Annotated in this window: 15 protein-coding genes; 7 read left to right on the forward strand and 8 right to left on the reverse strand. The window is 69.0% G+C overall.

Translation table 11 applies throughout. The annotated features are described in order from the left end of the window. The first annotated feature begins 2 nt into the window (after positions 1-2). Positions 3-1,808, forward strand: coding sequence for a sensor histidine kinase (locus E8A74_RS30710; RefSeq protein ID WP_136932660.1), 1,806 nt, complete (start codon positions 3-5; stop codon positions 1,806-1,808). On the opposite strand, the gene E8A74_RS30715 is transcribed toward E8A74_RS30710, so the two are convergent. From E8A74_RS30715 to E8A74_RS30725, 4 genes are all read right to left on the reverse strand, one after another. Next, positions 1,805-3,907 (reverse strand): NHL repeat-containing protein, encoded by a 2,103-nt coding sequence (locus tag E8A74_RS30715; RefSeq protein WP_136932661.1) that lies wholly within the window; start codon positions 3,905-3,907, stop codon positions 1,805-1,807. The genes E8A74_RS30710 and E8A74_RS30715 overlap by 4 nt on opposite strands. Before the next feature lie 13 nt (positions 3,908-3,920). Beyond that, entirely contained in the window at positions 3,921-4,097 is a 177-nt protein-coding gene (locus E8A74_RS52885) for a hypothetical protein (RefSeq protein ID WP_170229491.1), read from the reverse strand. A 109-nt stretch (positions 4,098-4,206) separates the two neighbouring features. Next, positions 4,207-5,148 carry a hypothetical protein gene (locus E8A74_RS30720; protein ID WP_136932662.1) on the reverse strand — a complete coding sequence of 314 codons (942 nt, stop codon included), beginning with the start codon at positions 5,146-5,148 and terminating at the stop codon, positions 4,207-4,209. 382 nt (positions 5,149-5,530) lie between these two features. Further along, on the reverse strand, positions 5,531-6,223 hold the full coding sequence (locus tag E8A74_RS30725) for a phosphoribosyltransferase (protein WP_211365479.1): 693 nt from the start codon (positions 6,221-6,223) through the stop codon (positions 5,531-5,533). Between the two features lie 262 nt (positions 6,224-6,485). On the opposite strand from E8A74_RS30725, the gene pdxH reads away from it, so the two are divergent. After that, positions 6,486-7,073, forward strand: coding sequence for a pyridoxamine 5'-phosphate oxidase (gene pdxH, locus E8A74_RS30730; protein WP_136932663.1), 588 nt, complete (start codon positions 6,486-6,488; stop codon positions 7,071-7,073). 4 nt (positions 7,074-7,077) lie between these two features. Here the strand turns inward: pdxH and E8A74_RS30735 are convergent, their stop codons facing one another. Then, positions 7,078-8,931, reverse strand: a complete 1,854-nt coding sequence (locus E8A74_RS30735; RefSeq protein WP_136932664.1) for a S41 family peptidase — start codon at positions 8,929-8,931, stop codon at positions 7,078-7,080. A gap of 147 nt (positions 8,932-9,078) precedes the next feature. Between E8A74_RS30735 and E8A74_RS52890 the strand changes: the two genes are divergently transcribed. The 5 genes from E8A74_RS52890 to E8A74_RS30760 all read left to right on the forward strand — a co-directional run bounded on the left by E8A74_RS52890 (position 9,079) and on the right by E8A74_RS30760 (position 17,068). Continuing rightward, on the forward strand, positions 9,079-10,434 hold the full coding sequence (locus tag E8A74_RS52890; protein ID WP_170229492.1) for a mandelate racemase/muconate lactonizing enzyme family protein: 1,356 nt from the start codon (positions 9,079-9,081) through the stop codon (positions 10,432-10,434). Positions 10,435-10,459: 25 nt separating this feature from the next. Beyond that, positions 10,460-12,694, forward strand: coding sequence for a glycoside hydrolase family 9 protein (locus E8A74_RS30745; protein WP_170229493.1), 2,235 nt, complete (start codon positions 10,460-10,462; stop codon positions 12,692-12,694). 50 nt (positions 12,695-12,744) lie between these two features. Beyond that, on the forward strand, positions 12,745-13,158 hold the full coding sequence (locus tag E8A74_RS30750; protein ID WP_136932665.1) for a secondary thiamine-phosphate synthase enzyme YjbQ: 414 nt from the start codon (positions 12,745-12,747) through the stop codon (positions 13,156-13,158). 1 nt (position 13,159) lies between these two features. Next, entirely contained in the window at positions 13,160-13,750 is a 591-nt protein-coding gene (gene thpR, locus E8A74_RS30755; RefSeq protein ID WP_136932666.1) for an RNA 2',3'-cyclic phosphodiesterase, read from the forward strand. A gap of 63 nt (positions 13,751-13,813) precedes the next feature. Further along, positions 13,814-17,068 (forward strand): PAS domain S-box protein, encoded by a 3,255-nt coding sequence (locus tag E8A74_RS30760; RefSeq protein WP_136932667.1) that lies wholly within the window; start codon positions 13,814-13,816, stop codon positions 17,066-17,068. A gap of 27 nt (positions 17,069-17,095) precedes the next feature. Here the strand turns inward: E8A74_RS30760 and E8A74_RS30765 are convergent, their stop codons facing one another. The 3 genes from E8A74_RS30765 to E8A74_RS30775 form a co-directional block, all read right to left on the reverse strand. Next, positions 17,096-17,989 (reverse strand): hypothetical protein, encoded by an 894-nt coding sequence (locus E8A74_RS30765; RefSeq protein ID WP_136932668.1) that lies wholly within the window; start codon positions 17,987-17,989, stop codon positions 17,096-17,098. Positions 17,990-18,022: 33 nt separating this feature from the next. Next, positions 18,023-19,378, reverse strand: coding sequence for a hypothetical protein (locus E8A74_RS30770; protein WP_136932669.1), 1,356 nt, complete (start codon positions 19,376-19,378; stop codon positions 18,023-18,025). Positions 19,379-20,141: 763 nt separating this feature from the next. Continuing rightward, positions 20,142-20,566, reverse strand: a 425-nt coding sequence (locus tag E8A74_RS30775; RefSeq protein WP_170229494.1) for an ATP-binding protein, incomplete at its 5' end; no start/stop codon positions are given.

Here is a 20,566-nt window from a genome sequence, read left to right on the forward strand (position 1 = left end):
GCATGGACGAGTCGCTAGGTCTCTTGCTCGACGCGGGGCAAGCGCTCGGGAACGTGACGGATCTCGGGACGCGGCTCGCCGCCGTGGCCTCGCGCGCGGCCCAGTGGATCCGAGGGTTTTGCCTCGTTCACTTGCTCGAAGGGGGCGGCGCGCGGCTCGCCGCGGTGGATCACGAGGACCCGTTGAAGGCCGAGCTCCTCCGGCAGCCGTGCATGCAAAGGAGCCCGGCGCTCGACTCGACGAAGAGCCCGCTCGCGCACGTGATGCGCAGCGGCGTGGCGCAGGTCCTGCCCGAGACCTCGGACGCGATGCTCGCCGCGACGATGAGCGACGACGAGGCGCTCGCGGTCCTGCGCGCGGTCGAGATCACCGCGGGGATGCTCGTGCCGATCGTCTGGCAGGGACGCGCGCTCGGGGCGCTCACGCTGGCGGTGAGCTGCAAGGAGCGGCGGATCGTAGGCACGGACCTGAAGGTGGCCGAGGAGCTCGCGCGGAGGATCGCGCTCGCGGTCGTGGAGGATCGCGCGACGCGGGACGAGCATGAAGCGGCCCGCGTCGCGCGCGCGGCCATGGACCGTACGAAGCGGCTGCATTCGATCACGCGGCGGCTCTCGTTCGCGCTCACCGCCGCGCAGGTGGCCGAGGTGGTCGTGGAGCATGCGCGGAGCGAGATGGGCGCGCATGCCGGCTCGATGTGCCTGCTCGACGAAGAGCGCGGGGCGCTCGTGATCGAGCGGGCCTCGGGCTACGCGAGCAGCATCGTCGAGCCGTTCAAGGTGATCCCGCTCGAGACCCGCCTGCCGCTCACGGATGCGGTGCGCTCTCGCCAGCCGATCTTCCTCGCGACGGTCGAGGAGTACCTCACGCGTTACCCGCACCTCGACCGCGTCCAGCGTGACCAGAAGAGCCTCGCGTTCGCGGCGCTCCCGCTCATCGTGCAGGATCGGGTGCTCGGGGTCATGGGCCTCTCGCTCGTGGGGACGCGGCGGCTCGACGAGGCGGAGCAGCGCTTCCTGGAGTCGGCCGCCGAGCACTGCGCGCAGGCCCTCGAACGCGCGCGCCTCTACGACCTCGAGCGCCGCGCGCGGGAAGAAAACGACAGGCTCTACCGGGCCTCGCAGGCGGCCGTCCGGGCGCGCGAGGACCTCCTCGCGATCGTGTCGCACGATCTCCGAAATCCGCTCGTCGCCATCAAACTGGCCGCCACGCAGATCGGGCGGGAGGCGGGCGAGGACGCGCGGATCAAGAACAAGACCGCGCTCATCCTGCGCTCGGCGGACCGCATGGATCGCATGATCCGCGACCTGCTCGACGCTTCGCGGATCGAGACGGGCGGGCTCGCGCTCTCGGTCGGACGCGAGGACGTGCGCGCGGTCGTGCGCGAGGCGATCGATCACTTCAAGCCGCTCGCGGCGCCGAAGGGGATCCAGATCGACGAGGCGCTGCCCGACGAGGCGCTCTTCGCGCGGATCGATCGCGAGCGTGTGCTCCAGGTGCTCTGGAACCTCGTGGGGAACGCCATCAAGTTCACGCCCGAGGGAGGCCTCGTGACCCTGCGTCTCGCGCGGGAGGGCCCGTGCGCGCGCATCGACGTCGCCGACAGCGGGCCCGGGATCCGGAGCGAGCACCTGCCCCACGTCTTCGATCGGTACTTCCACGCCGCGACGAGCAAGACCTCTGGCACCGGGCTCGGCCTCTTCATCGCCGACGGCCTCGTCCGCGCGCACGGCGGCACGATCCGCGTCGAGAGCGAGCCCGGCGTGGGCGCGCGCTTCTGGTTCACGTTGCCGCTCGGAGACGCGGCTTAGAGCAGATCCAAGAACGCCCGCAGCGCCTCACGCTCGCGTGCTTCGAGCCCCGCCGCGCCCTCGGGCGCGCCATCGTGGAAGAACACACCTTCCGCGGACCAATGCGCCCGCGTCAGCAGATCCGCGAGGTCCTTCGCCGCGCCGCTCGTCAGGTACGGGCGCTTCTTGGCGAGCCTGCGCAGCGACGGCACGCGCGCGCCGCGCTCGTGCACGTACGGCACGACGCCCGTCTTCTGGTATTCGTTCGAGGCCCAAACGATCGGCCCCGCGGGCGAGAAAACCAGGCTCTCCCAGCGCTCGAAGGGCAGCCGGCTGCCCTTCTCGTCGGCCGAGAGCCGCGCCTCGTGGCACCCCTCGCAGCGCGCCTCGAAGAGCTTCGCGCCCTCGCGTTCCAGCGCTGAAAACGCGCTTCGCCCCACGGTGCTCGGGTTCTGCCGGTGCGAGAAGCCCATGAGGAAGGTCATGAGCGCGCGGCGGAGCGCGAGCGGGTGGGTAGGCTCCGCCTCCGATCGGCCGAGCGCGGCGAGCACCGGGTGGGTCCGGGCGTCGAGCGAAAACCAGGGCGAATGCCCGCTCTCCGCGCCGGCTACGCGGAACTCGGCATGCGCGACCGAGGACAGGTCCGGATCGAGCGCGCGTGAAAAATGCGGGCGGTTGTTGAACAGGCCGAGGAGCGGCTTCGTCACGACACGCACCTCGCCGCGGCCCGTGTGGTGGATGCGCCCGTCGACGTACCCCTCGAAGTGGCACGTCTCGCAGGTGAAGCGGCTGTGCGCGCCCTCCGTGCCGTTCTCCGGGGCCATCAGGTTCGTGAAGAAAAGCGCCTCGCCAAGGCGCGCCTCCACGCTCGGCGGCGCAGGCCCGTCCCGATCCACGACGGGCACGATCCGCTCGTGGGGTTCGTCCGAACGCACGATCACGAACGCATCGAGCAGGGGGTTCGCCCCGACGAACCCGCCGCCGGGCAGCCTCACGAGGTCGCGCGTGCCCGGCACCAGGGGGCTCGTTTTTGCCGGCATCGCAAGCGATGCTCCGCTCGCCTCGAACACGAGCCGCGCCGACACCTCGCCGCCGTACCCCGTGACGAGCGCCGCGAGCGTGCCGTCCTTCTCCTTCGCGAGGTGCAGCGCCTTCGGCGTCACCACGCCGAGCTCGCCCACGTTCACCGCGGAGAGCAGCCGCGCCGCGCCACGCTCCACGCGGTACAGAAAGACGAACGAGTCGACGTAGCCGAAGAACCCGCCGCGCCGATCGAGCGGCCGATCCTCGACGCCGCCCGCGAGCACGAAGAGCCCCTCGCCGTCGGGCACCGCGGAAAAACTCCAGATCGGCCCGTCGTGCACGATCCGAGCTTCGCCTGCGGACAGCGCGCGCCCCGCCTCGTCCACCGGCCTCACCACGAGCGCATGCGCGTGCAGCGCATCGACCACGACGAACGAACCCACGCGCTCCACGTGGATCGGCCCGCCTCCGATGCTCGCGTCTTCCCGGCGCGCAGCGATCGCCCCGTCCGGCCCTTCTTCGCCTTCGGGCCAAAGCGTCACGAGGCGCCCCTCGTGCTCCTCGACCGCGTACACCACCCCCTCGGGCCCGGCGGCGACGTCACGCAGCGCTCGCATCCCATCGAGCCCGAAACGGCCGCTCGGCGTGAGGTACGGCGCGGCGTCCTGGATCCGAAACCGCGTGATGCCGTCACCACGCTCGCCCACGACGAGCACGCTGTGGCCCTCGGGCGTCACCACGAGCCCGCTCGGCGATGCGGGCGCGGGCAGACGCGCGAGCTCGCGCATCGACGCGTCGAGCACCACGATCACGTCCCGCCCGCGGAGCAGCGCGACGAACCGTTCCCCCCCCGGCAGCGCGGCAATCGCGTACGGATCGGCGCCGAACGCGGCGTCGCTCGGCGGCAGGGCCGCGAAATCGGTCGCGGCCCTGCGCTCCGCCTCGAACGCACGCAGCTCGGGCAGCGGGTCGGGCTCGGCGGCGCTCGTGGCCTCCGCGGGCGGCTCCTCCCGCTTGCACCCCGCGCCGAGCGCGAGGCCGAGGAGCAAGAGCCCGAGAAACGCGACGCGGCGAGATCCGCCTTCCTCGCGATTCATCGCCGCGCTTCGATCACCAGCCGCCGCTCTCTCCCGTGGAGGCCGGCTTCGCCGCAGGCGCCGCGCTCGCGGCGGGCGCGGCGCTCGCCGCGGACTTCGCGGACGGGTCCGCCGAGGGTTTGGCGCTTTCCTCGCAACCGGCGAGGGCGAGCGCAGCAAAGGCGACGAGCACGAGCGACATGGCTTTCATGGTCTTCCGGCCTCCTCGGACCGGAGCGAAGCACGGCGAGCGCGCGGCGCGAAGGGCGAAAACGCCGGGCGGGGCGAGGCTCCCCGTCGAGCCCGGCCGCTGCCAATCGTCAGGGACCGTGCCCGTGACCGTGCTCGTCCTCGTCATCCTCGACGCCGAGATCCCAGGCGCGTGTGATCGAAATCTGCGCCATTCCCGGATACTGGAACGCAGCCGCGTCCGTCAGCCGCAGAACCCGCGCTCGCACGCTGCCCTCGAACCTCCACGCAGGCGTGATCGCCCACGTGGCCCCCAGGCCCACGAGCAGATCCGTGCGCGCATTGAACCCTTCGAGCGCATACGCGCCATTCCAGATCTCCGCGCTCTCATGGGCGAGATCCACCGTCGCATACGGCGTGACCTTCCCTCCGAGCAGCGGCACGCCGACGCGCGCGCCGCCAAAGATGCGCGTCGGCGCCCGGAACCCCTGGTCATTCTCGTACACGCTGAAGAGCCCCAACGCCGACGCCGAGATCTCCACCGAATCCAGCGCATACGTGAGCCCCACGCCCACGATCGGGACGAACGTCCCCGTCCCGAGCTGGGTATGCTCGTGCCATTTCCCCGCCGCGCCGAGCCGATACGGATCCGGCTCCGTTCGCCCCAAAGGAAACGACAGGCCGAGCCGCGCCGCCGACGAGAGCTTGCCGACGCTGCCTGAAAAACGCGCAAGGAGCCACGGATCTCCGGGCCCCACGATCGTCCGATCGTGGTGGTGAATGTCGTCGGGGACGAGCTTCGGCGTGCCGTCGATCTCCGAATACGTGGGCGTCGTATTCACGACGCGCAGCAGCAAACGCGCCTCGGCCGCGAGCCACGGCGTGATCTGGTACGACACGTCCGCCGTCACGTCCGTCATCCACAACGCCACGTGGTGGTGGTACGGCACGGGCGGCGGCGTCTCGGCGCACGCGGGCCCGAGATCGGGACACTCCGCGAGATGCCCCGCCGAACCGGCGAGCCCGGACGCACCCAGGCGCACTTCGAGCCGCCCGGGCTCGAACGCGCGCACTTCGGACCCGCCGACCGGCAGGTTCGGGTTGCTTCAGGCGCCTCAGGCTTCGGCGTAGCTCACGACGGGCCACGCCACGGCGAGCGTGACCACGGCGAGCGCAAGGAACCTCATCGGCGGACCTCCACGGACGGCCCGCACCCTACCCGAGCCCCTCCGCTCAGGGAAGCGCTGCGTAATAAGGTGTTGCGTGCGTCACGGGTGCAGGACGGCCGGACAGGGATCGGGTGGGGCGGAGCACTCGGATTGCGGACCATCCCGACAAGGAAAACGGAAGCGGCAATGGTACGACAGTAGAGGCCATGTCGGTCCCAACCTTTCGAATCGTTCTCTTCGTGAACATCTCCTTTCCGCACCCCCACCAGGGCGGCGAGGTGGGCCCTCACGCGCCGCTCGGCCGACGCGCCATGCCGCGCGTCGACGTCCGCCTCTCCGTCGAGGGCTTCTTGCCGTGGCTCTCGAGCAGGCTCATGACCTCGTCGTCCTCGATGGCGCGGAAATCCTCGTAATACTGGCCCACCGCATAAAGGTTCGGATCCTCGATCAGGCAAACCACGAGATCCGCCTCGCCGCGCAACATGTCGGCCCGCTCCGGCGAGGCCACCGGCGCCGCCAGCACGACCGTCGTCGCGCCCGCGGCCCGCGCCGCCCGGAGCGCCGCCATCGCCGTCGCGCCCGTCGCGATGCCGTCGTCCACCACGATGACCGGACGCCCGGCGAGCGAGGGCCCGTGTCCGCCGAAGAGCGCCTCCCGCCGCCGCGCCTCTTCCGATTGAAACATTCGCTCGGCTTCGAGGTACTCCGCGTCCACGCCGAGCACCCGGAGCGCGCGCGGCTCGACCCAGACCGAGCCGTCGGAGGCGACCGCGCCAATCGCGAGCTCGGGCTGGCGCGGCGCGCGGAGCTTGCGCGCCACGATCACGCCGAGCTCGCCCCCGAGCGCCTCGGCCACGGGCGCCGCGACGACCACGCCGCCGCGCGGAATGCCGAGCACCACCGCGCCGTCGAGCCCACCGATGCCCCGCATGTGCTGCCCGAGCAGCTCGCCCGCCTCTTCCCGGTCCTTCCACATCATGACGCCCCTCCCCGCCCTCGAACACATCGTCCTCGGAGGCCCCCCCTGTCAGTGGGCGGTCAACGTTTGGGGGCTTCGCTCGCCAAGCGAGCTGCGCCCCCAAGCCTTGGTTGACGTTTGGGGGCTTCGCTCGCCAAGCGAGCTGCGCCCCCAAGCCTTGGTTGACGTTTGGGGGCTTCGCTCGCCAAGCGAGCTGCGCCCCCAAGCCCCCGATACGTTTCGCCCTTTTCCAACCGTCACCTGGCCCCTATGCTGCGCCGCGATGAGCCACCCCGCATCGGACCCCATTGCTGCGTTCCGCGAGGCGTTCGCCCGCGCGGAGGAACGCGAGGATCACGACCCCACGGCCATGACCCTCGCCACCATCGACGAGAACGGCCGTCCCTCGGCGCGCATGGTGCTCCTCAAGGGCGTGGACGAGCGCGGCTTTTCTTTTTATACGAACCTGGAGAGCCGCAAAGGCCGAGCGCTCGCGAAAAACCCCTACGCCGCGCTCTGCATGCACTGGCCGAAGGCCGCCGAGCAGATCCGGGTCGAGGGCCGCGTCGAGCTCGTCTCGACCGAGGAAGCGGACGCCTACTTCGCCTCGCGCGTGCGCGGCAGCCAGATCGGAGCCTGGGCCTCCGAGCAGAGCCGTCCGCTCGAATCGCGCGAGGAGCTCGAAGCGCGCGTCGCCGAGCTGACCACGCGCTTCGAGGGTGGCCCCGTCCCGCGGCCGCCGCACTGGAGCGGGTATCGCGTGGTCCCCGACCGGATCGAATTCTGGTTTGGCAAGGACAGCCGCCTGCACGACCGCTTCGCCTACGTCCGCGAAGGCGAGGGGTGGCGCTGCGAGCGGCTCCAGCCCTGAGGCCTCATTTCACCTTCCCGGTCGCGACGCCGATCCCCACCTCCAGCACCTCGTCGCGCCCCTCGCGCACGCCCTTCACCGTCCTCGCCGCGGGGATCGCCGGCTGCACGCCCACGCCGTGGAAACGTGTGCCGTCATAACGCTCGACCCGCATTCCGGTCCAGGTGATCACGAGCCCGCCGGGCACGGCGAGCGTGTTGACAACGCCATTCGTGCCCGCCGTCGATGAACCGACGATCTTGCCGAGTTTGTCATGCTCGACCATGCTGAGCCACGTCTCGGCCTGGCCCACGGCGCGCTCGTCCGTCAGGAAGACGATCCGGCCGCCGAACCGCGGCGCCTTTGGCTCGACGTACCACCGCGTCTCGTCGAACGTGAACCCTTGGCTGTTTGGCCGGACGACCCGCGGGATCTTCCATAGCGGGCTCGCGATCGGCTTCGACGCGAGGTGACCGAGCGCCTCGAAATCGAGCTTGGGCTCCCCGCGCAGATCGAAGATCACGCCCCGCGCCTTCGCCAGCGTGGGCAGGGCCGCGTCGAATTGCGTCGGCGTCACCCGTTCGAGATCCACGTACGAGACCCCCGGCGCGACCTCGGCGACAGGCTCCGGCCTCTTCTCCTGCAGCAATCGATCCTCCGCGCCGAGCGAGCGCGCGAGGCGCGCGGTCACGGGCTCGCCCGTCTCGTGCTTCAGGCGCACCGTCGCGACCTCGTCCTTTTTCCCTACGCGTAGCGACGCCGTCGCGACGCGCCTCCTCCACGCCGGCGTCGCGCCCGACGTCCGCGGCTCGAACACCGCCATCCACGCGTCGACCGGCTTGTTGTCGATCGCGAGCACGACATCCCCCGGACGAACCTCGGCGCCCGCGCTCGGGTGCACGTTCGTCACGACGAGCTGGCCTTCGACCCAGGTAAAATTCAGCGGCAAAAACCCGCGCGTCGACGCTTCGGGAAGCGGCGGCCCCGCGGGCTGCTTCAGCATCCGCACCACACGTCCCTGCCCGTCGTGGAGCTGCGTGATCATACGCTCCATCGCCGCCACCATGCCCTGCTCGTCGAGGGCCGTGGCCGCATCGGACAAGCTCTTCCGCAGCACGGCGGGCCAGTCCGTCTCCACGACGTCGAAGTAGGGATAAAAATGGGAAAGGACGCCCCACGCCATGACGACGTCGGCGAGGCGAGTCTCCCGGTCCATCAGCGAATACACGAGCGTCGGGGGAATGCCGCCCGGCGGCGGCTCGGCCGGCGCGGCGCTTCCATGCGGCAACGTCCCGCGCTCGTCGGCATAAAGCGTGCGCGGCAATTTGCACGAGACCCCCCCGCCAAGCTCGACCTCGTCGACCTCACGCGGGAGCGCGAGCCTCGGGAAAGGCGAATCCGCGTCGCTCATGCGAACGCTTTTGTAGACCGGCACTCCCATCCGCAGATCGACCCCGTCGTGCCGCCACGCGACGATCTTCAGCTTCGCGCCGTCCTTCGGGGGCAGGATCGCCTCGGGCAGGTCTTGCCGCAGGCCCGACGGGAACACGCGGAGCGTCGGCGCCACGGGGGCGAAGATGTCCCCGAGGGTCTGCGCGAGCTCCTCGGCGGACGTCGCCCCTTCGACGCGTTTTGCGCCGTCCACGGCGATCACGTTCCAATCGGCCCGCGCGGCCTCGTCGCTCGGGTGGAAAAAACGCACGGCCATGTAGAGCTGCGTGAATGCGACGACGTTCTCGAGCGCGCGACCCGCGAGCGGGCGGGAAGGATCGACCCGCGGCGCCGCCCTGGGCAGAGCGACCGGGGAGAAAGGCAGCGGGGCTGGCATGGGCTCCGGCGGCGGGACGTTGCCACAGGCGAGGAGCACCCAAGGGAGCATGAGGCGAGCAGCCTGGGACGCGCGCAAAAGAGCCCTCCGAGCCACGAGATCGAGCGTCCGGATCTTGCCCAAGCGCGCCTCGTTCGCCAAGAAGAAGTGTCAGAAACCAGGGGCAGCCGCCGTTGTCCGGAAAGGCAGGAGCCCACCATGAAGATCGAGCGGATCGAGCTCTATTACGTCAAGATCCCGCTCTCCGGCGACCGGCCGGGGTTCTTCGACGATCGGGTCGTCTTCGAACCGAACTGGATCCCCGGCTACCACCAGATCGACCTGCGCTTGTACCTCCTGCGCCTCGTGACCGACGCGGGGATCGACGGCGTCGCGGCGATCCCCGCGATGGGCCGCGAGCGCGAGTCGCTCGGCGCCTTGCTCGGCGCCTACCTGCTCGGATTGAACCCGCTCGATATGCGGCTCGTGAACCAGCGCATCGAGGAGTTCTCGATCCTCGGCATGCGCAATGGATGGATCGACGCGGCGTTCTGGGATCTCGTCGGCAAGATTCGTCGTGAGCCCTTGTGGAAGGTCCTCGGCGGCGAGGGCGGCTTCGCCGTCCCGTACGCCTCGCTCGGCTCGAACCACGACCACGACCCGCGCCTCGTGGCCGAGCTCGTCACGGAGCGCCGCAACGAGGGGTTTGCCGGCGTCAAGATCCGCGTGAAGAGCGACGAGCTCGCGCGGATGGTCGACGTCGTCGCGGCCGCGCGCGAGGCGGCGGGGGATTCGATGGAGCTCATGGTCGACGCCAATCTCGGCTGGCCTACGGAGCTCGTCGAAAAGAGCCCGCGCTGGGACGAGGATTTCGCCGCGCGCTTCGCCGAGGCGATCACGCCGTATCGGCCGTCGTGGCTCGAAGAGCCGCTCCACCGGGCCGATCACGAGGGGCTCGCGCGGCTCCGCGCGCGCTCGAAGATCCCGATCGCGGGCGGCGAGGTCACGCCCTCGTGGCGTGAATTCCGGTCGATGCTCGACGCCGGGAGCCTCGACATCTACCAGCCCGACGCGGTGCTCGCGGGCGGCACGTATGCGGGCGGCGTGAGCGTCGTCCGCTGGCTCGTGCGCGAGATCCGCCGGCGCAACGCCGCGCGTGGGCCGGAGACGCGGCCGCTCCGATATTCCCCGCATACGTGGACGAACGGCCTCGGCTTCGCGGTGAACCTCCACCTCTTTGGCCTGCTCCCGCAGGCGGAGCGAGGCCTCCTCGAGTTGCCGCACGACCTCCACTGGCAGATGCCGCAATGGGCGCGGTTCCTTCGTAATGGCTTCGCGCGGGACGCCGAGGGCCGCATCCGGATCCCGGACGAGCCGGGGCTCGGCGTCGAGATCGACTGGGAGGTGATCGCGCGCTTCGGCAAGCGGATCGACGTCGTCACGAAAGCGAGCCTCGCGGCCTGGACCGTGCTCGATCACGGCTGGCGCGAGGCGGTGTATCTGCGCAACAAGAAACGCGAGGTCGAGGACCGCAGCGCGCTCGCCGAGTTCGAGCTTCCCGAGCCGCCCTTCTGAGGTAGCATCGCGCGCGGAGGTCTTCATGAGACGTTTGCTCTTGGCTTCGATTCCCGCGCTTTCCCTCACCGTGCTCGCCGCCTGCGACAGCGGCGAGACCTCGAATACGTCGGCAAACACCGGCGGCGGAGGCGCGGGCGCCACCGGCGGCATGGGCAGCACCGGCGGCAGCGGCGGCATGGGCAGCACCGGCGGGCCCGGCGGCAGCGGCGGCATCGGTGGGTCCGGTGGCGACGGTGGGATCGGCGGTTCCGGCGGCATCGGTGGTTCCGGTGGGTCCGGCGGCATCGGTGGCGCGGGCGGCAACGGTGGAATGGGCGGCTCCGGCGGCGCGGGGGGAATCGGCGGCTCCGGCGGGATGGGCGGCTCCGGTGGCTCCGGCGGCGACGGCGGCAGCGGCGGTGGAATGCCCCCGGTGAAGCCGCCCGTGAGCCCCTACATCGTCGTCGATCAATTCGGCTACTTGCCGGCTGGGCAGAAAGTTGCGGTCGTCCGGGATCCTCAAAATGGATTCGACGCCGCGGAGTCGTTCTCGCCCGGGGGCACGTACGCGCTCGTGAACGCGCAGACGGGCGCGCAGGTCCTCACGGGCGCCCCGGCGGCGTGGAAGAATGGAATGGTCGACGCCTCCTCGGGGGATCGGGCCTGGCATTTCGATTTCTCGTCCGTGCAGGCCACGGGCACCTATTACGTGCACGACACGGGCAACGACCGGCGCTCCCACGAGTTCCGGATCGCGACGAACGTCTACCGGGACGTGCTGAAGGCCGCGGTGCGCACGTTCTTCTACCAGCGCGCCGGGGTCGCGAAGTCGGCAGCGCACGCGGGCGCGGGCTGGGCCGACGGCGCGAGCCACGTGGGCCCGGGGCAGGACAAGAACGCCCGGCGTTACAATGCGCCGAACGACGCGTCGACGGAGCGGGATCTCTCCGGCGGCTGGTACGACGCGGGTGATTACAACAAGTACACGAACTGGCACGCGCGGTACGTGACGAGCCTGCTCATGGCCTACGACGAGTCGAAGGCCGCGTTCGCCGACGATTACGGCATCCCCGAGTCGGGCAACGGCGTCCCCGACGTGGTGGACGAGGCGAAGTTCGGCATGGACTGGCTCATCAAGATGCAAAACGCGAACGGCTCCGTGCTGAGCATCGTGGGCCTCGCGCACGCGAGCCCGCCCTCCGCGGCGACGGAGCCGAGCCGGTACGGCCTCGCGAGCACCTCGGCCACGCTGAGCGCGGCCGCGGCCTTCGCGTATGGCTCGATCGTCTTCCGCTCGCTCGGCGGCGCGTTCACGGCCTACGCCGACGACCTCGTCGCGCGGGCCGAGAATGCCTGGACCTGGGCGAACGCGAACCCGAGCGTGACGTTCTCCAACAACGACGGCTCGAACGGCTCGCAGGGCCTCGGCGCGGGGCAACAGGAGACGGACGATTACGGACGGCTGAGCAAGAAGATCGAGGCCGCCGCGTACCTCTTCCACGCGACCGGCAAGGCGACCTACCGCCAGTTCTTCGATTCGAATTACGCGCAGATCCACCTGCTCCAGTGGAACTTCGCCTACCCGTTCGAGGCCGAGCAGCAGGACGCGCTGCTTTATTACACGAAGGTGCAGGGCGCCACGCAGGCCGTCGTGACCGCCATCCGGAACGCCTACAACGGCGCGATGAACGGAGCCGAAAACTTCGCGGCGATCAACGGCGAGGCCGACCCGTACCGCGCGTACCTGAAGGACTACGTGTGGGGCAGCAACGGGACGAAGTCGCACCAGGGCAACATGTACCAGGACATCCTCGTCTACGGGCTCGACCCCGCGAAGAACACGGCCGCGGAGCGGGCGGCGGCGCGCTACATCCATTACATCCACGGCACGAACCCGCTCGGGCTCGTGTACCTCTCGAACATGGGCGCCGTCGGCGCAGAACATAGCGCGAACGAGTTCTACCATTCGTGGTTCACGCACGGAAACGCGCAATGGGATCGCGTGGGCGTGTCGACGTACGGGCCGGCGCCGGGCTTCGTGGTGGGCGGCCCGAACCCGAGCTACGACTGGGATGGATGCTGCCCGAACAACTGCGGCAGCGCCCAGAACAACGCCGTCTGCTCGTCGGAGTCGGTCACGCCGCCGAAGGGGCAACCGGCGCAGAAGTCGTACAAGGACTTCAACACGAGCTGGCCGCTGAACTCGTGGTCCGTCACCGAGAACTCGAACGGCTACCAGGTGGCGTACATCCGGCTGCTGTCCAAGTTCGTGAAGTGATCCTCGCCTCTTGACGTCTCCCGCCCCCCGCGCGACGACGATCGCCGCACATGCGATCCGTCACCGAATACCTCTGGTACGAGACCAAGCAAAGGCGCGAGCTCATCAACATCACCGATCGCGTCGAGACGATCGTCTCCGGCAGCCGCATCGCCGAGGGCATGGTCCTCGTCAGCGCGATGCACATCACGGCCGGCGTCTTCGTGAACGATCACGAGCCCGGGCTCTGGGAGGACATCTGGTCGTGGCTGCAAACGCTCGCCCCGGCCGGCCCCGATTACAAGCACCACCGGACCGGCGAGGACAACGGCGACGCGCACCTCAAGTCGATCCTCGTCCACCACCAGGTGATCGTCCCCATCACGAAAGGAAAACTCGACCTCGGCCCCTGGCAGCAGATCTTTTACGCCGAGTTCGACGGCCAGCGTCGCAAGCGCCTGGTGGTCAAGGCCATGGGGGAATGACGTGACCGAGGGGACGAGGCGCCTCTTCATTGCCGTCGACCCTGGCGAGGCCTGCCACGCGCGCATCACCGGAGCCGTCGGCCAGGCGCGCGCGCACGCCCCGCGGGCGCGCTGGGTGCGGCCGGAGGGCATCCACGTGACGCTCGTCTTCCTCGGCGCGGTGGACGCATCCCTCGTCCCCGCGGTCGTGGCGAAGATGGAAGACGTCGCGGGCCGGCACGCGCCGCTCACGCTGCGATTCGAGGGCGCCGGCTGTTTCGGCGGGCGAAAGCCGCGGGTTTTGTGGATCTCCGTCGCGGGGGACGTGCCGGCGCTCGGGCTCGTGCAAAAGGAGCTCTCGGAGGCGCTCACGGAGGTCGGGTACGTCCCCGAGGAGCGCCTCTTTTCGCCGCACCTCACCCTGGCGCGCGCCGGCTTCGGCGGCACGGACGCGGGGCTCTGGGCGGCGGCGCGCTCGCTCGCGGCCGAGTCGTTCGGCGAGGTGGAGGTGCGGGAGCTCGTGCTGTACGAGAGCGTGCTTTCGGCGGCCGGCGCGCATTACGAGGCCGTCGCGCGATTGCCCCTCGGCGGGCTGCCTGCGCCGCTCCATTGACCTCGTCCTCCACGAGGACAGGTTGCAGGGAGAGAGGGCCAGCGCTGCTGGTGGCACGCCGCCATGACGGATCGGAAAAACGACCCGCCGTCGTCGAAATCGAAAAGGTGCCTTTGGGACGTCCTGTCCCGCTACGGTGTCGCCGTCGCCGTGACGGCGGGGACCGTGGCGCTCTGCCTGAGCTTGCAGGCCGTCATCGACACGCCTGCGCTCCTGCTCCTGCTCGTCCTCGCGGTGGCCGTCGCGGCGCACGGCGGCTTTGGCCCCGGGCTCGCCGCGACGGGAATGGCAGCCCTCGCCGGCATGCTCCTCCTCCGGCCGCTCGAAGGCCTCGCCGTCGCTTTGTTCGTCGCGGTCGGCCTCGTGCTCAGCACCCTCGGCGAATGCATCCACCGTTCCCTCGCGGCGACCCGCCGCGGGAACGCCGTCCTCGAGCGTCGGATCCAGGAACGCACGGCCGAGCTCGAATCCCTGTTCTTGCACGCGCCGGTGGGCTTCGCCTTTTTTGATCGGGAGGGTCGGTTTCTCCGCGTCAACGAGTGGCTCGCCGCGATCAATGGCCTGCCCGTCGAGGCCCACCTTGGCCGCCCCCCGCACGAGGTCCTGCCCCACATCACCGTCACCACGGCGCTGCGCGATGTCTTTCAGACGGGCGAGCCGATCGCGCACCTGGAGATCAGCGGCGAGACCCCGGCCCGGCCTGGCGAAACCAGGCATTGGATGGACGCGATCTTCCCGGTGCATGGGCCCGAGGGGACGGTCACCTCGGTCGGCGCCGTCATCCTGGAGGTCACCGAAATGAAGCGGGCCACCGAGCAGGCGCGGGCGCGGGCGCGCCAGCAGGCGGCCGTGGCCGCGCTCGGGCACATGGCGCTCGTGGAGAAGGACGTCCAGCGCATCATGAATCGTGCCGTCGAGCTCGTCGCCGAGACGCTCGAAATCGAGCTGTGCAAGGTCCTGGAATTGATACCCGGGGGGCAGCGGCTCCTGCTCCGCGCCGGCGTGGGGTGGGCGACGGGCCTCGTCGGGCACGCCACGGTCGGGGCCGACGATCAGTCCCAGGCAGGATATACGCTGCGATCGAACGTGCCCGTGATCGTGGAGGACCTCAGGACCGAGCCGCGCTTCCACGGTCCTCCGCTCTTGCACGATCACGGCGTCGTCAGCGGGATGAGCGTGACGATCGCCGGCGAGCAAGATCGACCTTATGGCGTGCTCGGCGCGCACACGCGGCGAAAGCGGTTGTTCACCCGCGACGACATCACCTTCCTCGAATCCATCGCGATCCTCCTGGCGGCCTCGCTGCGGCAAAGGCAGGTCGAGCGGGCCCTGCGCGAGGGCGAGGAGCGGTATCGCCTGCTCGTCGAGGGCGTGCGTGATTACGCGATTTACATGCTCGACCCCGAAGGCCACGTGCAGAGCTGGAATGCCGGCGCGGAGCGGCTCAAGGGATACACGGCCGCGGAGGTCATCGGCCGGCATTTCTCCCAGTTCTACCCCGCCGAGGACGTCGCCCAGGGCAAACCGGAGCGCTCGCTCATCCTGGCGGCGAGGCACGGGCGTTTCGAGGAGGAGGGGTTTCACGTTCGCAAGGACGGCTCGCGCTTCTGGGCGAACGTCGTGCTGACGGCCCTCTGGGACGAGACCGGCGCCCTCCGCGGATTCTCCAACATGACGCGCGACGTGACCGAACGAAAACAGGCCATCGAGGCGGCGCGGAACGCCGCGGCGCGCCTCCGGGCCATCGTGGACACCGCCGTCGACGGGCTCATCACCATCGACGACCACGGCACGATCGAGACCACGAATCCCGCGGCCGAACGAATGCTCGGCTACGGCACGAACGAGCTCGTCGGCCGGAACGTCAAGACGATCATGCCCGAGCCCTACCGGAGCGGGCACGACACGTACCTCGCGAATTACCTGCGCACGGGCGTACGAAAGATCATCGGCATTGGGCGCAAGGTGCGCGGGCGACGCAAGGACGGCTCGGAGTTCCCCCTGGAGCTCGCCGTCAGCGAGTTTTTCGTGGGCGAGCGGAGGCTCTTCGCGGGGATCATCCGCGACATCACGGAGCGGGCGGCGGCGGAGGCGGAGCGCGAATCGCTGCTCGGGAGCGAGCGGGCCGCGCGGAGCGAGGCCGAGCGGGCCAACCGCATGAAGGACGAATTTCTGGCCACGATGTCGCACGAGCTCCGCACGCCGCTCACCCCCATCCTCGGCTGGATCGAGCTGCTCCGCACCTCGCAGCAGGCGCCGCAGAACCTGGAAAAGGGTTTGTCGGTCATCGAGCGCAACGCGCGCCTGCAATTGCAGCTCATCTCGGACCTGCTCGACGTGAGCCGGATCGTCTCCGGCAAGCTGCGCCTCCACGTGCAGCGCGTCGATCTGCCGAAGGTGATCGACGCGGCCATCGAGTCCGTCCGTCACGCCGCGGAGGTGAAGGGCATCGCGATTCGAGCCGCGTACGAGCCGGCGGACACGACCGTGATGGGCGACCCGGATCGCCTGCAGCAGGTCGTGTGGAACCTGGTCGCGAACGCGATCAAATTCACGCCCAAGAAGGGCCGCGTGGACATCCGGTTATCCCGGACGAACGCCTATTTCCGGCTCGCGGTCACGGATACGGGACAGGGAATCGCGCCGGAGTTTCTGCCGCTCCTCTTTGATCGTTTCCGGCAAGCCGACTCATCCACGTCACGCCGCCATGGCGGGCTCGGCCTCGGGCTTTCCATCGTGAAGCACCTGGTCGAGCTTCACGGCGGGTGCGTGCACGCGGAGAGCGCGGGGCTCGGAAAAGGCGCGACGTTCGTGGTCGACCTCCCGACGATGCCCGCGGTCGCCCCCGGTCCCGAGCACGACACGCTCCCGCTGCTCTGGTCGAACCTCTCCCGCGCGCCCGTCGCCGATACGACGAGCCTCGAAGGCATTCGTGTCCTCGTCGTGGACGACGAGCCGGACGCGCGGGAGCTCGTCGAGCGATTGCTGGAGGATCGCCGGGCGAAGGTCATCACGGCGGCCTCGGCCTTCGAGGCCCTCGATCTGCTGAACAACCCGGAGAACGAGCCGGACGTGATGGTGAGCGACCTCGGAATGCCCGGGATGGATGGATTCGCGCTCATTCGAGAGGTGCGCGCGCGTGGCGCCGCGGGGCTCGGCGACCTGCCCGCCGTCGCCGTGACGGCCTTCGCGCGCCCCGAGGACAAGGCCCGCTCGCTCGAAGCCGGCTACGACGCGCACGTGACGAAGCCGATCGATCCGCTCGGATTCGTGGCGACGGTCGCGCAAGTGACGCGGCGCAAACGGGCGGTGTCGTAGCGTCGACGTGGTCGCTACGGCGTGGGCCTATTCGTCGACGACGCGGATCGGGATCCAGTCGAATTCGGTGACGCCGGCGCCCTGGAAGATGCGCCAGACCTTGGGGGTGACGAGGAACCAGGGGTACGGGAAGAGAGCGTCGCTCACGTCGCCGTTGAACCTCGGCTCGCCGAACCATTCCCAGGTGAGGTTGACATCCTGCATGTCGGCGAGGTCCACGGCGCGGTAGACGAGCCGGGTGGGCTGCTCGGCCGTGCCGGTCACGCCGCTTCGCCCGCACACGCAATGCTTGTGTCGGATGATGCCGGTCGAGCGAGGCGACATGGGAGGCAGGGTCTTCGCTGCGCATAATTGCCTCCAGGGAAGCTGGAGGCGCACCTGATTCTCGAACGCGGCGAAGACGCCCCGAAACGAGAGCCCCGTGATGCCGCTCGACGCGAGCTGCCCTGCCAACCGCTCCTCGACGATCAGGTCCCTGTAGGGCGTGGATGCGGCGCGGCGCCCCTCCAGCGCGCTCAGCTCCTCGCCATCGATGAGCAGCGCGGAGGTCTGCCGCGCGCCGGCTCCGCAGACCTTGCAGGCCCCCGTGACGTCGTACTTCGTACCCATCCGGGGGCCGCCGAATACCCGTAGTTGGGGTATCGGATCGATGAGGAGCAGGGGAGCAGTTTCCAGCTCGGCGCCGGTGAAGCGGTCCTTTCTGAACTCGAGCCATTCGATCCCGTGGGTCTGCAAAAGACCCATCAATTTGTGCAATCGTGCATCCGTGGCATCGAGCGTGACCCAGACGGGCAACTGTTGCAGCACGGGCTCTTCGGCGATGCTCGCGGTATCGGGACCGCAGCCTGTCGATTCAAGAATCGTATGCGGTCCACCCGGGAGTTCGCTGCCATCGAATCGAATACGGACCTCGGTTCTCATGATCTAGGTTGCTCCACAGGAAGTTCGACGTCTTCACTTCTTGATGAAGTAGGGCTCGATGGCGTCCAGCCAGTGGGGATACTTCTTATACACGCGTTTGTAGTAGCCCCAAAGTGCTTTGACATCCTGAGCTGTCGGCGTCAGCGCGCGCAGCTCGTTCGTGATTCTCTTGTGCTCTGCTTCCGTCAAGATCACCGCTGGTAACTTGCCAAAATCCTTTCCGAGTTGCCAATCGCGTGCCATCGCCTTTTCCAGGATGTGATGCGCCTGGTAGGATCCACCGAGCCCGTCGGTGAACTTCTTCATCACCTCGTACGCGCCGATAGCTCCGTTCTGCTCCAGCGCGGCCGCGATGTCCGCCCCGTACTGCTTCGCCAACAGCTCCGCCGTCTCCTTGGACAGCTCCTCGGCCCCCTGGAGGATGAGCGGCGCCTTCTTCGCGCAAGCCTCCTCCAGCTTCTTCGCGAACTTCTCGGCCTGCCCGACGAGCACCGCGGACGCGACCTGCGTGATCGTCGCCGCGGCCTGCACGATGGCGTTGTCGACGCCGTCCTCGTTATCGCCGCCGATGATGCCGAACCGCTTGCCGTCCTTCCGCGAGAGGTCGTGATTGAATTCGCCGTTCAGCATCGCCGAGGCGATCGTCAACTCGCGGACCATCCGCTCGATCGGCGTCAGGGCCTTGTTTTTGCCGGCCCCATCCCCTTTGCCCGTACACCCGTCCTTCGTCTGCTCGCACGGGACCACGCTCACGAGTGGTCGCCCCTGCCGATGCTGAAGCTCCGGCAATGCGCCGCCCCGATCCACCAGCGTGCAATGCGCGTCGACGCATTTCGGCGGGTGCACCTCGTCCCGCTTTGGCAAGACGCCCTGCGATGGCAAGAGCGGCTCGTTCGAAAGCACGCCCTCGGGTGGAGGCGGCGAGGACTTCGGTTTTTCCGGCGGACGCTCCGGCATCTTCTTCACGCCGGGTGGGAGGACGTTGGCTTGCTCGTCTTTTTGAATTGGCGGAGGCTTCGGGCCCTCGGATTCCTTGGCCGGCGCCGCCTCCTTTTTCTCTTCGGCCGGCACCTTCGCTGGTTCCGGACGCGGCGGCGGCGGGGGGCACTTCAGCTTGTTGTACGGGATCGGCAAGAGCCGGACGCTCTTGGGCGCCGCGTAAGGGTCATAGATGTAAATGGCGTGCCCCTGGGCCCTCTGCGTGAACTGCGCCCGATCGCGGGTGGTCCACACGCTCGCCGAGCCCAGCTCATAACTCCACTGGTTCACGCCGGGCGGCACGTCCGGCGGGATGACGCAGACGCGGAACGTGAGCGCATGCACGACGCTCGGCGCGCACAAGATGAAGAGGAGCAGCGGCAAACACCAGGCGAAGACACGACGAAGCATCGGCGGACCCCTCGGGAAGCACGCGCCCTCCCAGTGACTCCCGCGGCGGTGAGCGGGCCTGCGTTCTTCCCGTCGAGCCTTTTGCCATGGGCCCCGGAAGGAACACAACCCTTCCGCCGCCTGCACCCGCTCGCGCCGGATTTCGCCCTCGGAGGCCGGCAAATCACGGCATGAAAGCAGGTTTCCGCCTTCGGACGCGCGCAAATTCCGCGACGGTCTCCCGGTGCGTCCTTCGGACATGCTCGAACGATGCACAGGAGTGGTGTGCGTCACGTTTGGAAATGTCCGAACGATGCACAGGAGCCCCGGCGCGTCGTTCGGACGTGCGCGAGGGGCGCCGGTCGCGTCGGGCGCGACGATTTTCCGATTCCGAATGGCGTCGCGCTCATCCTGTACGGAGTCCGGAGGGGCGAGAGATGCGGTTTGGACGCTCCTGTGCATCGTTCGTGCATGCGCGAAGACGGGATCCGGTTCTCGGGGCAGAATTTGCCAGCGACAAAAGCGAGGTTTCGGCGTTTAGCCCTCGTTCCCCGCGCCCCCGCTCTCGCCGGCGCCCTTCTTGGCGCTGCGCTCGCGGCGCAAGAAAAACGACTCGACGAGCTTGCGTTGTGTAGACAACCATCCCGATCCGCGGGAATCCTCGATCTCGAAAGCGATCACGAGTTCGCGCTGGCCTGCGAGGTCATGAGTTCGCCGCCGCGCTGGGCGCTTGTCGTGTGGGTGGCGTGATCGATGGTCTGGCCGTGCGGACGCGGGGGCGCGTTTACTCGTCGCAGCGACGTTTCTCGCGTGAGGCGAGGGAGCGTCGCAGCGAGGACTTCTGGCGCCAGGAGTCGGCGTCGATGTCGATGGTGTGGCAGTGCTGGGCGAAGCGGTCGACGAGGGCGCCAAGGCAGGAGGCGTCCTTGAAGACCGTGCCCCATTGCTTGTAGGCGAGGTTGGTCGTCAGGATGATCGACTTCTGCTCGTGGCGACGGCTGACGATGTGGAAAAGCAAGTCGGCTGCACGGCTGTCGCAGGGTACGTAGCCGAGTTCGTCCAAGATTAAGATATCAGGTGATGTGTACCGGCGCAGCCTTCGCTCCGTCGCGGGTATCGATTCCTGGCGCATGAGGTCGGCCAGCGCTGCGGGGAGCGTGCGGAAGAGGACCGAGTAGCCACGCTCCAGGGCGCGCAGCCCGAGGTTTT

The sequence above is a fragment of the Polyangium fumosum genome (genome assembly GCF_005144585.1).
Lineage (GTDB): Bacteria > Myxococcota_A > Polyangia > Polyangiales > Polyangiaceae > Polyangium > Polyangium fumosum.